Raw genomic sequence first — 14,700 nt, forward strand, 5'->3', positions numbered from 1 at the left:
TCGACACTTAGTTTCGAGCATTTTATTTTTTCGCAGAGAAGATCACGAATTTCTTATTACTGGCGATTAACGTTGCGTTACCAAAAATACGCTTTAATTTGATGTGATAGCCAAGTTGTCTGTTACCTACAATGGTTAATGTTCCGCCTTTTTTCAACACACGGTAGCAGTCGTTGAACATCTGCCAAGCAATATGATCAGTAGTGGCATTTTGTTGATGAAATGGTGGGTTACATAAAATTTTATTTGCACTTGAAGCTTGCTCATCTGTTAAACAATCATTAACCATAAAACGACATTGGTCTAGAAGCTGTGGCAAGTTATGCGCAACAGTGTCTCGAGCTGATGCTACTGCCATATATGATTCATCACTAAAGGTGAGTTTCGCGTTTGGTTGTTGTGCTAGAATATGTAATCCCAATACGCCATTACCACAACCTAAATCAATTAGATGTTCATGTTCAGTAACATTGGGTAAATGTGCTAATAACAACTGAGCGCCAATATCTAATTTGTCTCTGGCAAAGACATTTGCATGATTGACTATTTCAAATTGATGGACTTCTGTTTTCCAGCGTTTTACGATTGGAAAAGTAGTATCAGTAACTTCTGCGTTAAGTTCTGAAAAAACTAAACGTGACTTTTTTACCGCTAATGACGTTGTGGTAGTGCCTAAATAACGCTCGAAATATTTTAAGGTATTGCTGTGTATGTTTTTCGCTTTATCTACCGCGATAAATATCAGCTTACTATTAAAAGTTTGCCTAATCTTTTGCAGTTGTTCTTTCAGTAAGTTGTTACTTTTTGGTATTTTATACAACACAATGTCAACATCAGCGGGCAACTCGCTTACACTGGTTATTTGCGTAAGATTTTCCAGCGATAGATGGTTATGTTCAGCATTATTCTTTAAGCCACATTCACTGATATATGAATCTGAAACGGTCGTTACTTTTTGCAAAGGAAAATTTAACGAGATAGCACCAAAGTTATCGTTCATCACTAAAATATGACTTTCGTGGGTCAGTAACTCCGATTCTTGAACATGGTTAATGATATATTCGTCTGCAGAATCCCATGCTTGTAAACTACGTGTTACTTGGTTTGCGGGATATCTTTCTAAAAATAGGTTTCGATCATTTACAATAAAAGGGCTAATCATGATGTTTATACAGTGCGGATTGGCTGGAAGCAGAAAGTACATTGTGCCAAAATTCGTGTATCGACTCTATATAAAATTAAGAGCTTGTTATTAAAATTCCACTAACTGATGCTGATGTTACCTTTTTACCTAATTTTATTGCATTGTCTGAAAGTAAGGTATTGGCTCAACAACTATACGCCGACATACCTTGGCGGCATGATGAGTTAATGATGTACGGAAAGCCTGTTAAAGTACCTCGGTTACAGGCATGGTATGGTGATCAAGGTACGGATTATACGTATTCACAATTAACAATGGCGCCGTTGCCTTGGACTAATCAATTACTTACGTTGAAACAGCAAATAAGTGAAGCGACAAATGCAGAGTTTAATTCTGTTTTAGTCAATTGCTATCGGAATCATCAAGACTCAGTGAGTTGGCATAGTGATGACGAGCCAGAATTAGGTGAAATGCCTGTGATAGCGTCGTTGTCGTTGGGTGCAGAGCGCTTTTTTCACTTAAAACATAAGTTCAAGCCTTTATCACATAAGTTTAAATTACCATCTGGTAGTTTGTTGATTATGAAAGGAAATACTCAGAAGTATTGGCAACATGCTGTACTTAAATCACGTATTTATGCACCAATGCGGATTAATTTAACCTTTCGAAAAATAATTAAATAAATTTTAGTTTTACTAGCAAAGAGTTAGTGTTTTAAGCGATAATTTAGCCATCTAGATAGATGGCTAAATTATCATGGCTAACTAAACTTAAGCCTGAGCATGATGAAAAATAACAAGGGAATTTTATGAGTATCGAAGTTGTCATTGAAGAAAAACTCTTGTCGGCATTTTCTCCCATTCACTTAGATGTTGTTAATGAAAGTCACCAACATAATGTAGCACCCGGCAGTGAATCACACTTTAAAGTGATTATCGTTTCTAAATCTTTTGAAGGAGAGCGGTTAATTAAACGTCATAGAGCAGTGAACGCGACGCTATCAGAAGAGTTATCTGAGCACATTCACGCATTAGCATTGCATACATATACTGAAAAAGAATGGCTAGAATATTATGCCGATAACACGCCGCTATCACCAAAGTGTTTAGGCGGCAGTAAAAAAGAGCAGCGTATCTAATTTATGTAGCTGTTATTCCAATAGAGCCATAAGGTGATGTTATCTTATGGCTTTTTTGTTTCCTGCGATGAAAAAGCTTGCTAAGCTGTAACGTACAAAAATAAGAAAAATTATTGACTAATATGTCTGTGTCTAAACTAGAATCTTTTGTTAAACATCTCGATACTTTTACTGAATATACTGGCCGTATTATTTCCTGGTTTTCCTTAATCATGGTGTTACTCACGTTTACCATTGTTATATTGCGGTATGGTTTCAATATTGGCTGGATAGCCATGCAAGAATCCGTGCTGTATTTTCATGGTTTTGCCTTTATGCTGGGAGCAGCTTATACGTTAAAACATGATGGACATGTTCGTGTTGATATTTTTTATCAAAAATTTTCGCCGAGAAATAAAGCCCACGTCAACTTTTTTGGCAGCCTGTTATTGTTGTTGCCTGTGTGTATTACCATTGCAGTGATCAGTTGGGATTACGTAGCAACGTCTTGGCGAATATTAGAAGCTTCAGGCGAAGCCGGCGGCTTGCCATTTGTCTTTTTAAGTAAATCATTATTAATATTGCTTGCCTTAACATTAGGTATTCAAGGTATTGCCGAGTTACTCAGAAGCCTTAAGCAAATACAAGAAAGTCAGGAGCACAAATAATGGAATATTTGTCTTTAGTGATGTTTCTTGTTGTTTGTATTGTGTTGTTATTTGGTTACCCGGTGGCGTTAACCTTGGCTGGTACCTCGTTAATTTTTGCAGGTATTGGTTGGAGCGTTGGGGTTTTTGAAGCGGGTTTCTTGAACGCATTGCCAAACCGTATTTTTGGGGTGATCAATAATCAAACGTTATTAGCGGTTCCACTCTTTGTTTTTATGGGAGCCATGCTTGAACGGGCAAAAATTGCTGAAAATCTACTGAATGCCATGTCGATTTTATTAGGGCGTTTTAAAGGTGGTTTAGGGATTTCAGTAACACTAGTGGGAATGCTACTTGCTGCAAGCACCGGTATTGTCGGTGCAACAGTAGTAACTATGGGGTTATTATCATTACCGACCATGCTTAAACGTGGTTATAGCCCACAATTTTCAACGGGAATTATTTGTGCAACGGGTACATTAGGACAGATTATTCCACCTTCAATTGCCTTAGTGTTACTAGGTGATGTGTTATCAAGCGCCTATCAACAGGCGCAGTTGAATATGGGCATATTTAGCCCAGAAACCGTTTCAGTAGGGGATTTATTTGCCGGTGCAGTCATACCTGGACTAATGTTGGTAAGCATGTACTTACTTTACTGTGTCATATATTCAGTGATTAAACCTGAACAAGTGCCGAGTTTAACCGAGCAAGATATTAAAGATATTAAACAGGAACGCTCAATTATTGAGTTAATGTTTTCAGCATTGATCCCACCTTTATTGCTGATTGTTGCAGTGCTAGGCTCTATTTTATTAGGTTTTGCCACGCCAACTGAAGCAGCAGGAGTTGGTGCAACAGGCTCAATTTTGTTAGCGCTATGGCAGAGACAATTAACATTGATTAATTTAAAAGCGGTGATGGATAGCAGCTTAAAAATTACCTCAATGGTATTTTTAATTTTTATCGGTGCTAGTTTATTTTCCTTAGTGTTTCGTGGTTTTGGTGGTGAAGATCTCGTTCATAGTTTTTTTCAACAGATGCCAGGTGGCGTAGTTGGCGCAATTATCATTGTGATGGCGATTATCTTCTTGCTCGGCTTTATTCTTGATTTCATTGAGATCACGTTTGTTGTTGTGCCCATTGTTGCACCCATTTTACTATCGATGGGGGTAGATCCGCTTTGGTTAGGGATCATGATTGCCATCAATTTACAAACCTCTTTTTTGACGCCCCCGTTTGGTTTTGCTTTATTTTATTTAAGGGGCGTAGCATCATCTGCGGTGAAAACTGCTTCAATATACAAAGGTGTTATTCCCTTTATCATTATACAGTTGATACTATTGGTGGTGTTGGCGCAGTGGCCTGAATTAGTAACATGGTTACCGGAAAAAATTTATGGTTAATAATAAAAAGGAAAGGAAAACCAATGACAATAAACATGATTAAAAAGTGGCTTGTAGGATGTTTAGCATTCGCAGCCTTAGTGGGTTGTAACAGCGAACAAAAGCAAGATACCAATGCGAATGCACAACCGCAAAAGCAATATCAATGGAAATTGGTAACTTCTTGGCCGAAAAACTTTCCCGGTTTAGGATTAGGCCCTGAAACATTTGCTAAGTATGTCAATGAAATGAGTGCAGGTCGATTGACGGTAAAAGTGTATGGTGCCGGAGAGCTTGTACCTGGTTTTGAAGTATTTGATGCGGTTTCTCAAGGTACAGCCGAAATGGGGCACAGTGGTGCATATTATTGGAAAGGTAAAATGTCAGCGGCACCTATTTTTAGTGCTATCCCCTTTGGTATGACCGCCACAGAGTTTAATGCTTGGCTACACTTTGGTGGTGGCCTTGAAATGTGGCAAGCATTATACAAACCATTCGGTGTAGTACCTATGGCGGGTGGAAATTCAGGGGCGCAATTTGCGGGTTGGTTTAAAAAAGAAATCAACAGCGTTGAAGATCTTAAAGGCTTAAAAATGCGAATCCCTGGTCTAGGTGGCGAAGTTTTAAAACGCGCAGGTGCTATTCCTGTTAATTTGACGGGTGGCGAAATATTTTCTTCTTTACAAAGTGGTGCGATTGATGCGTCAGAATGGGTTGGCCCATATAACGATTTAGCGTTTGGTTTTCACCAAGCGGCGGAGTATTACTATTCATCTGTATGGCATGAAACGGGCACAAATTTAGAGTTTTTAGTCAATGAAAAGGCGCTAAACTCATTACCAGAGGACCTACAGAAAATTGTTGAAGTCGCCGCACGTGCCGTCAATCAAAACATGCTTGATGAATACAACGCCCGTAATAATAATGCGTTACAAACACTCATTAATAAACATAATGTGCAAGTAAAACAATTTCCTGCTGATGTTATGTTAGCGTTAAAAAGTTACACCAAAGAAGTGATCGAAGAAAAAGCCAATGCTGATGAAACATTTGCAAAGGTATGGGCGTCGTATAGTGAGTTTTTAGCCAATGCGCGCCAATATAACGATTTAACAATGAAAGCCTATTATGAAAATCGTTAAATCATAATTTTAATCATGACGCTTGCGTTGCAAGCGTTTTTTTCAACTGCTCGTACCTCTTATTTTAATAACAAGGGTACACTATGCGGCAATTTAGTAAGAACAACACGAAAGGCGTTTATATGGTCATCAAACCTAAAATCCGTGGCTTCATCTGTACAAATGCACACCCAGCAGGGTGTGAAGCTCATGTTAATGAACAAATAGCATATGTAAAAAGCCAACCTCAACCGGAAAACAAACCTAAAAATGTGTTAGTGATTGGGGCATCCACCGGTTATGGATTGGCATCTCGTATCACGGCTGCTTTCGGCTGTGGCGCAAAAACCTTAGGTATTTTCTTTGAGAAAGCACCTACAGATAGAAAAACAGCCTCAGCGGGTTGGTATAATACTTCAGCGTTTCAAAAAGCTGCTGATGCAGCAGGATTGTGGTCAAAAAATATTAATGGCGATGCCTTTTCCCATGAGCTGAAAGCGAAAGCGATTGATGTTATCAAAGAAGAACTTGGCCAAGTAGATTTGATCATATACAGCTTAGCTTCTCCGCGTCGTACTGATCCTGATACAGGTGAAGTGTATTCCTCTACGTTAAAGCCTATTGGTCAAAGCGTGACTACCAAAAATTTAAATACGTCTAAGCGCATCATTGACTCGGTCAGTGTTGAACAAGCTACCGAAGAAGAAATTCAAGGTACTGTTGATGTTATGGGCGGCGCTGATTGGGAATTATGGATCAAGGCGTTACAAGAAGCAGACGTTTTAGCAAAGGGCTTTAAAACGACTGCTTATACTTATATAGGTAAAAAATTAACCTGGCCAATTTATGGCCATGCAACAATTGGTCGTGCAAAAGAAGATCTTGATCGCGCAGCAAGTGCGATTAAAGCGTCAACTGAAAATATTTCAGGCCAAGCCTATGTTACTTCATTAAATGCGGTAGTTACGCAAGCAAGTTCTGCGATACCAATTATGCCACTTTATATTTCAGCAATGTTTAAAGTGATGAAAAGTGATGGTACTTATCAAGGCTGTATTGAACAAATTCAATCATTATTTAATGAAAACTTATATAGTAATACACCGCGTTTTGATGAAGCTGGTCGCTTAAGCCAAAATTATAAAGAGCTTGAAGATGGCGTACAAGAACGTGTTCAAACGATTTGGGATTCTGTTGACAGCGATACCATTGATGAACTTACGGATTATGAAAGCTACCATAATGAGTTTTTAAAGTTATTTGGTTTTAATGTTGCTGGTGTTGACTATGAAGCGGACCTTAGTCCAGTGACTGAGATAAATAATTTAGTGTAAAAATTACTAACTTATAACTGTTGATGTAAAAAAAGAGCAATGATTTTATAACATTGCTCTTTTTTGTTTTTGTAAGATTATTAAAATCGAGTGATTAGTCTAAAAAAACAGCAAAGTCGTAAAAATAATACAGAAAGTGTTACAGGATAATGGCGCAATTCTCTAAAATTATGCTAAAATTCGTGCCAGAATATTTTTAACTTAAGAGCCGGTAGATACTTTTTGTTAGCGTAATGTTAATAAAGAGCTTTTCTACTGAAATACACTGAAATCAAATGTTTTCTCACTTAATTACTTTAAGGTTTTGATTTAAAAGTACTTAGGTGAGAAATCGGCTGATTTTTACTCCCGTCAAAGTAGTGCAAGTGTTTATGATTACAATAAAAAAAGGTCTGGATGTTCCTGTTCAAGGTGCTCCCCAGCAAGTAATCCATGATGGTCCGTCCATCAAAAGCGTTGCGACACTCGGTGAAGAGTATGTGGGTATGCGACCAACCATGTTTGTTAAAGTGGGTGATCGTGTTAAAAAAGGTCAAGCGCTTTTTGAAGACAAAAAGAATGCTGGCGTTAAATTCACAGCTCAAGCTGCAGGTGTAGTAACAGAAATCAATCGTGGTGAAAAGCGTGTGTTACAGTCTGTTGTTATCACTCTCAATGAAGAGTCAGATAGTAACGAACAAGAAACATTCGCTAAATATGCTGAATCTGATTTAGCCACCATTAACCGTGAAGATGTTGTTAGCAACTTGGTTAATTCTGGTTTATGGACCGCACTTAGAACGCGTCCATATAGTAAAATTCCAGCGATAGACTCCACCCCAAAAGCTATTTTCATTAGCGCAATGGATACTAATCCGTTAGCTGCAGATCCTGAAGTGATCATTAATGAACAAAGCGAAGCCTTTAAACACGGTTTAACGGTATTAAGCCGTTTAACAGAAGGTAAAGTGTTTGTTTCTAAAGCACCTAATGCAAGTATCCCAACAACAGGTAATGAAGAAGTAAATGAATTTTCAGGTAAACATCCTGCTGGTTTAGTAGGTACCCATATTCATTTCTTGTCACCAGTCGGTGCTGAAAGCATTGTATGGCACATTGGTTACCAAGATGTTATTGCTTACGGTAAATTATTTACTACCGGTGAAATTGATGCAACACGTGTTGTTTCGATTGCTGGTCCAGAAGCAAAGAATCCAAGATTAGTTCGTACACTTACTGGCGCAAGCACAGAACAGCTTATTGCTAATGAAACTAATGATGTTGAATTACGCGTAATTTCTGGTTCTGTATTGCAAGGTTGTGAAGCTGCTGGCGTTCATGCTTATTTGGGGCGTTATCACACACAAATTGCGATATTAAAAGAAGGCCGTGAGAAAGAGTTTATGGGTTACATGTACCCAGGACCGAATAAATTTTCGGTGACTCGAGCTTACATGTCTCATCTTTTTCCAAGTAAATTATTTAACATGACAACAACAACTAATGGTAGCCCACGTGCCATGGTACCTATTGGTAACTATGAGCGTGTGATGCCGTTAGATGTACTCCCTACCGTGTTATTACGTGATTTATGTGCTGGAGATACCGATGGCGCTCAGCAACTTGGTGCTCTAGAGCTAGACGAAGAAGATTTAGCGTTATGTACGTTTGTTTGCCCAGGCAAAACAGACTACGGCGTATTACTTCGTGACTGTCTAACCACAATAGAGAAGGAAGGTTAGTCATGGGCTTGCAAAAGTTTATTGAAGATATCGAGCCGCATTTTGAAAAAGGCGGCAAACATGAAAAATGGTTCGCTTTATATGAAGCGGTAGCAACAGGTTTATTTACACCTGGTTATGTGACTAAAGGTAAAACGCACGTACGTGATAGCATTGACTTGAAGCGTATTATGATCACAGTGTGGTTAGCGGTGTTTCCTGCCATGTTTTTTGGTATGTACAACATTGGTTTCCAAGCGACTGAAGCATTAGCTGCTGGTTACGCTTTACCTGATTCTTGGCAGGTTGGTTTATTCCAAATGCTAGGTGGTGAACTTTCAGCTGACGCTGGCTGGTTTGCGATGATGCTTTACGGCGCATGTTTTTTCCTTCCTATTTATGCGGTTACCTTTGCGGTAGGTGGTTTTTGGGAAGTATTATTTGCGGCTGTACGTAAGCATGAAGTAAATGAAGGCTTCTTTGTTTCATCTATTTTATTTGCATTGATTCTTCCTGCATCAATTCCATTATGGCAAGTTGCTATCGGCATCACTTTTGGTGTTGTTGTGGCAAAAGAAATCTTCGGTGGTACAGGTAAAAACTTCTTGAACCCTGCTTTAGCGGGTCGTGCGTTTTTATTCTTTGCTTATCCGTTAGAAATTTCTGGTGATGCAGTGTGGGTAGCGGTTGATGGTTTCTCAGGAGCTACAGCGTTAAGTGCTGCTGCTTCAGGCCAACTTAGCTATGCATTAGATGCCAGCTGGTGGAACGCATTTTGGGGTTATATCCCAGGCTCTGTTGGTGAAGTATCTACATTCTGTATTTTACTCGGTGGTGCTTATATCCTCTATAAAGGTATAGCTTCGTGGCGAATTGTCTTAGGTGTATTTTTAGGTATGGTGTTAACGTCTTATCTATTTAATATGATTGGTAGCGATACTAACCCGATGTTTGCTATGCCATGGTATTGGCATTTTGTACTCGGTGGTTTTGCCTTCGGTATGATGTTTATGGCGACAGACCCTGTATCAGCTTCATTTACCAATACTGGTAAGTACGCTTTTGGTGCCTTAGTCGGCATCATGGTAGTGCTTGTACGTGTTGTGAACCCAGCATTCCCAGAAGGTATGATGTTAGCGATATTATTTGCTAATTTATTCGCACCATTATTCGACTATTTTGTCGTTCAATCGAATGTGAAACGGAGGCTTGCACGTGTCAGCTAAAAAAGAAACATTTGGTAAAACGCTTGGATTTGTTATTGCAGTATGTTTAGCATGTGCTGCATTAGTATCAATTTCAGCGGTTCAATTAAAGCCTCTACAAGTAGAAAATAAACTATTTGATCAACAAACAAAAATTTTGCAAGCAGCAGATATTTTGTCAATGACAGATGGCACAAAAGCGTCAATTCAATCGACCTTTGAGCAATTTGTTGATGCGAAAATGATTGACTTAGACTCAGGTGAGTTTATTGAAGGCAACCCGAAATTATTTGATGAACGTCGTAACGCTCGTGATCCTGAAAAGTCGTCAGATCTTGAAGAAGATATTGCGGGCATTAATCGTCGTTCACACACTGCCGTTGTTTACTTAGTGAGCAATGGTGCAGGTGAAATTGAAACTGTTGTCTTACCTATCGTAGGTTCTGGTTTATGGGACTTAATGTATGGTTATGTTGGCTTAAAGTCAGATTTAAATACGGTAAGAAATCTTATTTATTCAGACCATAAGGAAACTCCTGGCTTAGGGGCAGAAGTTATAAACCCCAAGTGGATTGCTAAATGGCCAGGTAAGAAAATTTACGATGAAGCGGGTAACGTTGCGATAGAACTTGTTAAAGGCGGTGCGAAAGCAAGCAATGAACATGGCGTTGATGCCCTGTCAGGTGCTACGCTAACAAGTAACGGTGTTACACGTACGTTGCAATTTTGGTTTGGTGAAAAAGGTTATAAGCCTTTCATTACTAAATTTCGTACTCAGGAGGTTAAATAATGTCTGCTGATAACAAAAGTGTTTTAACAAAACCGATTGTAGATAATAACCCGATTGCCTTACAAGTATTAGGGATTTGTTCAGCATTAGCTGTAACAAGTTCAATGACTAATGCCCTAGTAATGACAATTGCGGTAGTTATTGTTACGGGTTTTTCTAACTTGTTTATTTCGATTATTCGAAATCAAATTCCATCAAGTGTGCGTATTATCGTACAAATGGCAATTATTGCGTCGTTGGTAATTGTTGTTGACCAAGTGCTTAAAGCGTTTTCATATCAATTATCGAAAGAGCTATCAGTATATATTGGCTTGATCATTACTAACTGTATTGTTATGGGTAGAGCTGAAGCGTTCGCCATGAAAGAAAAGCCAGGTGTTAGCTTTTTAGATGGTATTGGTAACGGTTTAGGGTATGGCTTTATTCTTCTTGTTGTTGCTTTCTTCCGCGAGTTATTCGGTTTTGGTACCTTGTTTGGAATGGAAATATTACCATTAATTCAAAATGGTGGTTGGTACCAAGCAAACGGTGTATTAGTATTGCCATTTAGCTCATTCTTTATCATTGGTTTTATCATTTGGGCGATTCGCCAATGGAAACCAGCTCAAGTTGAGAAGGACTAATCACGATGGAACATTATATAAGTTTATTTGTTAAATCGATTTTTATCGAAAACATCGCGTTAACCTTCTTTTTAGGGATGTGTACATTCTTAGCCGTATCTAAAAAAGTCAGTACGGCGATAGGTTTGGGTGTAGCGGTTATTGTTGTACTTGGTATCGCAGTACCTGCTAACCAAGTTATTTACCAAGCGATTTTAGCGCCGGGTGCATTAGATAGCGTATTAGGGATCACTGATCCAGCTGAATCAGTTGATTTAAGCTTTTTATCTTTTATTACCTTTATCGGCGTAATCGCTGCGTTAGTACAGATCCTTGAAATGGTACTAGATAAATATTTCCCACCGCTATACAACGCATTGGGTATATTTTTACCGTTAATCACAGTTAACTGTGCAATTTTCGGTGCGGTAGCATTTATGGTTGCTCGTAACTATACATTAACGGAGTCACTTATTTACGGAGTTGGCTCAGGTGTTGGTTGGGCATTGGCTATCATCTTACTTGCAGGTCTTCGTGAAAAAATGAAGTATTCTGATGTACCAGATGGCCTTAAAGGATTGGGTATTACGTTTATTACTGCAGGATTGATGGCGTTTGGCTTTCTTTCTTTCGGTGGTATTTCGTTATAATAAGATTAACGTAGAAAGTAAGTTCTGCTTGCTTTCTCAAGATAAGTGCTAAGGAAAAGTCGATGGAAATTATTCTCGGCGTATCGATGTTTACAGCAATTGTTGTTGCACTTGTTTTGGTAATTTTATTTGCCAAATCTAAGTTAGTTTCAACAGGAAATGTAACCATTTCAATTAATGGCGACCCTGATAAAGCTGTTACGGCTCCTGCCGGTGGCAAGTTATTAGGTGTGTTAGCCGATCAAGGTATATTTATCCCGTCAGCGTGTGGCGGCGGTGGTACATGTGGTCAGTGTCGAGTAGACATTCATTCTGGTGGCGGTGATATCTTGCCAACGGAACAAGGTCATATTACTAAACGTGAAGCAAAAGATGGTTGTCGTTTAGCATGTCAGGTTGCTGTAAAGCAAGATTTAGACATTGAACTAGAAGACGAAATTTTTGGTGTTCAACAATGGGAATGTGAAGTTATCTCAAATGATAACAAAGCAACATTCATCAAAGAATTAAAGCTTAAAATTCCTGATGGTCAGTCAGTACCATTTCGTGCTGGCGGTTATATTCAAATTGAAGCTCCTGCACATCATGTTAAATACAAAGATTTTGATATAGAAGATCAGTATCGTGGTGATTGGGAACATTTTGGCTTTTTTGATGTTGAATCAAAAGTTGATGAACCTACATTACGTGCCTACTCGATGGCGAACTACCCAGAGGAAGAAGGCATTATCATGCTGAATGTGCGTATTGCTACGCCACCTCCTGGTAAGTTACATTTACCTGCGGGTAAAATGTCATCATTTATCTTCAATTTGAAGGCTGGCGATAAAGTAACAATTTCAGGTCCATTTGGTGAGTTCTTCGCTAAAGATACTGATGCTGAAATGGTCTTTATTGGTGGTGGTGCTGGTATGGCGCCAATGCGTTCACATATTTTTGATCAGTTAAAACGTCTTAAATCAAAACGTAAAATGACCTTCTGGTATGGTGCACGCTCACTTCGTGAAATGTTCTACGAAGATGACTACAACATGTTAGCGTCTGAAAATGATAATTTTGAATGGCATGTTGCCCTGTCAGATCCACAGCCTGAAGATGATTGGGATGGCTTAACAGGCTTTATTCATAATGTATTGTATGAACAATACTTAAAAGATCATGAAGCACCAGAAGACTGTGAATATTACATGTGTGGTCCACCAATGATGAATGCAGCGGTTATTCACATGTTGCAAGATCTTGGTGTGGAAGACGAAAATATCATGTTAGATGATTTCGGCGGTTAACCTTAGATCATCTTATGGTTAGTTTAAAAAGGTAGCTTCGGCTGCCTTTTTGTTTACATAGAGTAAAGAAGGTTAATAGGACTATTAACATGAATAAATTTTTATACGGTACCGTTTTTTTAGCCTTGATAATGCTTGCAGGTTGTTATCCAAGTAATGAGTTAGAGAAAGAGCAGATACACCTGCAAGGCATCACGATGGGAACGGTCTCTTATAATATTAAATATATTGATCAATCAGCAGAACAGAACCAGTCGATTCCGGATGAAAACGTGATACATGAAAACGTTGAACAAATTTTAAAGCAACTGAATCAAGATATGTCTAACTGGATCTCAGATTCAGAGCTTTCGAAATTCAACAGCCATAACTCAATGGAGCCAGTCGAAATATCTGAAGGTTTAAGGCGTGTACTAGCAGAGTCTATTCGTTTGGGCCACTTAAGTGAAGGTAAACTCGATGTAACGATTGGCCCGCTTATAAATTTATGGGGTTTTGGACCTGAAGGTCGTCCAGAAAAAGCGCCAACACAAGATGAAATAGCACAGGCAAAAGCCCGTATTGGTATTGATAACTTAACACTTGAAGGCAATATGCTCGCAAAGCGTATTCCTGATCTTTACGTTGATCTATCAACCATTGCCAAGGGGTATGCAGTTGACTTAGTGGCTGAATATTTAGATGAAGTTGGTGCTCATAATTACCTTGTAGAAATAGGGGGTGAATTACGTGCAAAAGGTTTTAAACATACTGGTGAATTATGGTCGGTTGCGATAGAAAAACCTGTAACCACTGAACGGGCTGTGCATCAAATTATCATTCCAAAAGATAATGCGATTGCGACATCAGGAGACTATCGAAAATATTTTGAAGAAGAGGGTCAACGTTTTTCTCATATTATTGATCCTGATACAGGTAAACCGATAAATCATACTCTAGTGTCAGTGACGGTAATTCATCCATCTTCAATGACAGCTGACGGTCTATCTACCGCCATGATGTTAATGGGTCCTGAAAAAGCGTTTGAGTTTGCAGAAACACATCAGATAGCTGCTTACTTGATCAGCAAATCAGAAAATGGCTTTATCGAGCAAATTACGGTAGAATTTATGCCGTATTTGAAATAGTAATGGCTGAATATAAGGGCTGTAATAATGGCAATATTTTTAGTGACCTTTGGCTTTTTTCTACTGATAGTTGTAGCAATGGCTGTAGGCTATATTTTTCAGCAAAAGTCACTTGCAGGTAGTTGTGGGGGCCTGGGTACCCTAGGTATCGATAAAGCATGTGATTGTGATGATCCTTGTGAAAAACGTCAAGAGAAAGAGCGTAAAGCTGCTATCAAAGCAGAACATAAAATAGATATCAAAAATATATAAAAATAGCGGCTGAAAGCCGCTATTTTTTTCCTTTTAGTTTCATAACTCAATTCATACCAATTCGCATAAAGATTAAGTCAGTTCAGAGCGATGTCAGAGGTGGGAGAATAAACGAAACGTGTGCAGATATAGTTGTTTCTACATCAAACACGTTTTGCGCAATTATCGCGCCTCTAACACGCTCCCAAAGGGCGAGTTTAAACGCTTCATAGCCTGTGTTGTTGATTTTGACAAGGACGCTACAAGAATGTAGCTTATTAGAGAACGCAGGAGACGTTCTCCTGAATAACCATTCTCTGCAATCAACGCCGTGCCTCTAAAGCGTTTAATTCTCGCTGAA

At 38.8% G+C, this 14,700-nt stretch carries 15 protein-coding genes; 14 read left to right on the top strand and 1 reads right to left on the bottom strand.

Translation table 11 applies throughout. From position 1 onward, the window contains the following. Window positions 1–22: 22 nt before the first annotated feature. On the bottom strand, window positions 23–1,162 hold the full coding sequence (locus BI291_RS06150; RefSeq protein WP_074497169.1) for a methyltransferase: 1,140 nt from the start codon (window positions 1,160–1,162) through the stop codon (window positions 23–25). Between the two features lie 95 nt (window positions 1,163–1,257). On the opposite strand from BI291_RS06150, the gene BI291_RS06155 reads away from it, so the two are divergent. The 14 genes from BI291_RS06155 to nqrM all read left to right on the top strand — a co-directional run bounded on the left by BI291_RS06155 (window position 1,258) and on the right by nqrM (window position 14,360). Next, entirely contained in the window at window positions 1,258–1,827 is a 570-nt protein-coding gene (locus BI291_RS06155; protein WP_368482958.1) for an alpha-ketoglutarate-dependent dioxygenase AlkB, read from the top strand. Between the two features lie 125 nt (window positions 1,828–1,952). Then, window positions 1,953–2,282, top strand: a complete 330-nt coding sequence (locus BI291_RS06160) for a BolA/IbaG family iron-sulfur metabolism protein (RefSeq protein ID WP_074497174.1) — start codon at window positions 1,953–1,955, stop codon at window positions 2,280–2,282. A 122-nt stretch (window positions 2,283–2,404) separates the two neighbouring features. Beyond that, on the top strand, window positions 2,405–2,929 hold the full coding sequence (locus BI291_RS06165) for a TRAP transporter small permease subunit (protein WP_074497177.1): 525 nt from the start codon (window positions 2,405–2,407) through the stop codon (window positions 2,927–2,929). Beyond that, a complete protein-coding gene (locus tag BI291_RS06170; protein WP_083601927.1) occupies window positions 2,929–4,314 on the top strand; it encodes a TRAP transporter large permease subunit in 1,386 nt (461 codons plus the stop codon). The genes BI291_RS06165 and BI291_RS06170 overlap by 1 nt, the downstream gene beginning before the upstream one ends. A gap of 23 nt (window positions 4,315–4,337) precedes the next feature. Then, complete coding sequence (locus BI291_RS06175) at window positions 4,338–5,435, top strand: TRAP transporter substrate-binding protein (protein ID WP_254849537.1); 1,098 nt, start codon at window positions 4,338–4,340, stop codon at window positions 5,433–5,435. 122 nt (window positions 5,436–5,557) lie between these two features. After that, entirely contained in the window at window positions 5,558–6,748 is a 1,191-nt protein-coding gene (fabV, locus tag BI291_RS06180; RefSeq protein WP_074497181.1) for an enoyl-ACP reductase FabV, read from the top strand. A gap of 371 nt (window positions 6,749–7,119) precedes the next feature. Then, on the top strand, window positions 7,120–8,469 hold the full coding sequence (locus BI291_RS06185; RefSeq protein WP_074497234.1) for a Na(+)-translocating NADH-quinone reductase subunit A: 1,350 nt from the start codon (window positions 7,120–7,122) through the stop codon (window positions 8,467–8,469). A 2-nt stretch (window positions 8,470–8,471) separates the two neighbouring features. Beyond that, window positions 8,472–9,674: an NADH:ubiquinone reductase (Na(+)-transporting) subunit B gene (locus tag BI291_RS06190; RefSeq protein WP_074497184.1), complete on the top strand. Its 1,203-nt coding sequence runs from the start codon at window positions 8,472–8,474 to the stop codon at window positions 9,672–9,674. Next, entirely contained in the window at window positions 9,664–10,443 is a 780-nt protein-coding gene (locus BI291_RS06195) for a Na(+)-translocating NADH-quinone reductase subunit C (protein ID WP_074497186.1), read from the top strand. The genes BI291_RS06190 and BI291_RS06195 overlap by 11 nt, the downstream gene beginning before the upstream one ends. After that, entirely contained in the window at window positions 10,443–11,066 is a 624-nt protein-coding gene (locus BI291_RS06200) for an NADH:ubiquinone reductase (Na(+)-transporting) subunit D (protein WP_074497189.1), read from the top strand. Before BI291_RS06195 ends, BI291_RS06200 begins: the two co-directional genes overlap by 1 nt. A 5-nt stretch (window positions 11,067–11,071) precedes the next feature. Beyond that, entirely contained in the window at window positions 11,072–11,695 is a 624-nt protein-coding gene (gene nqrE / locus BI291_RS06205) for an NADH:ubiquinone reductase (Na(+)-transporting) subunit E (RefSeq protein ID WP_074497190.1), read from the top strand. A gap of 62 nt (window positions 11,696–11,757) precedes the next feature. Further along, complete coding sequence (gene nqrF / locus BI291_RS06210; protein WP_074497194.1) at window positions 11,758–12,981, top strand: NADH:ubiquinone reductase (Na(+)-transporting) subunit F; 1,224 nt, start codon at window positions 11,758–11,760, stop codon at window positions 12,979–12,981. Window positions 12,982–13,070: 89 nt separating this feature from the next. After that, window positions 13,071–14,108: an FAD:protein FMN transferase gene (locus BI291_RS06215; protein WP_074497198.1), complete on the top strand. Its 1,038-nt coding sequence runs from the start codon at window positions 13,071–13,073 to the stop codon at window positions 14,106–14,108. A 27-nt stretch (window positions 14,109–14,135) separates the two neighbouring features. Beyond that, the gene (gene nqrM / locus BI291_RS06220; RefSeq protein WP_074497200.1) at window positions 14,136–14,360 is read left to right on the top strand and encodes a (Na+)-NQR maturation NqrM; all 225 of its coding nucleotides are present in this window, start codon (window positions 14,136–14,138) and stop codon (window positions 14,358–14,360) included. The last annotated feature ends 340 nt before the right edge of the window (window positions 14,361–14,700 follow it).

It is taken from the genome of Thalassotalea sp. PP2-459 (genome assembly GCF_001913705.1).
Lineage (GTDB): Bacteria > Pseudomonadota > Gammaproteobacteria > Enterobacterales > Alteromonadaceae > Thalassotalea_C > Thalassotalea_C hakodatensis.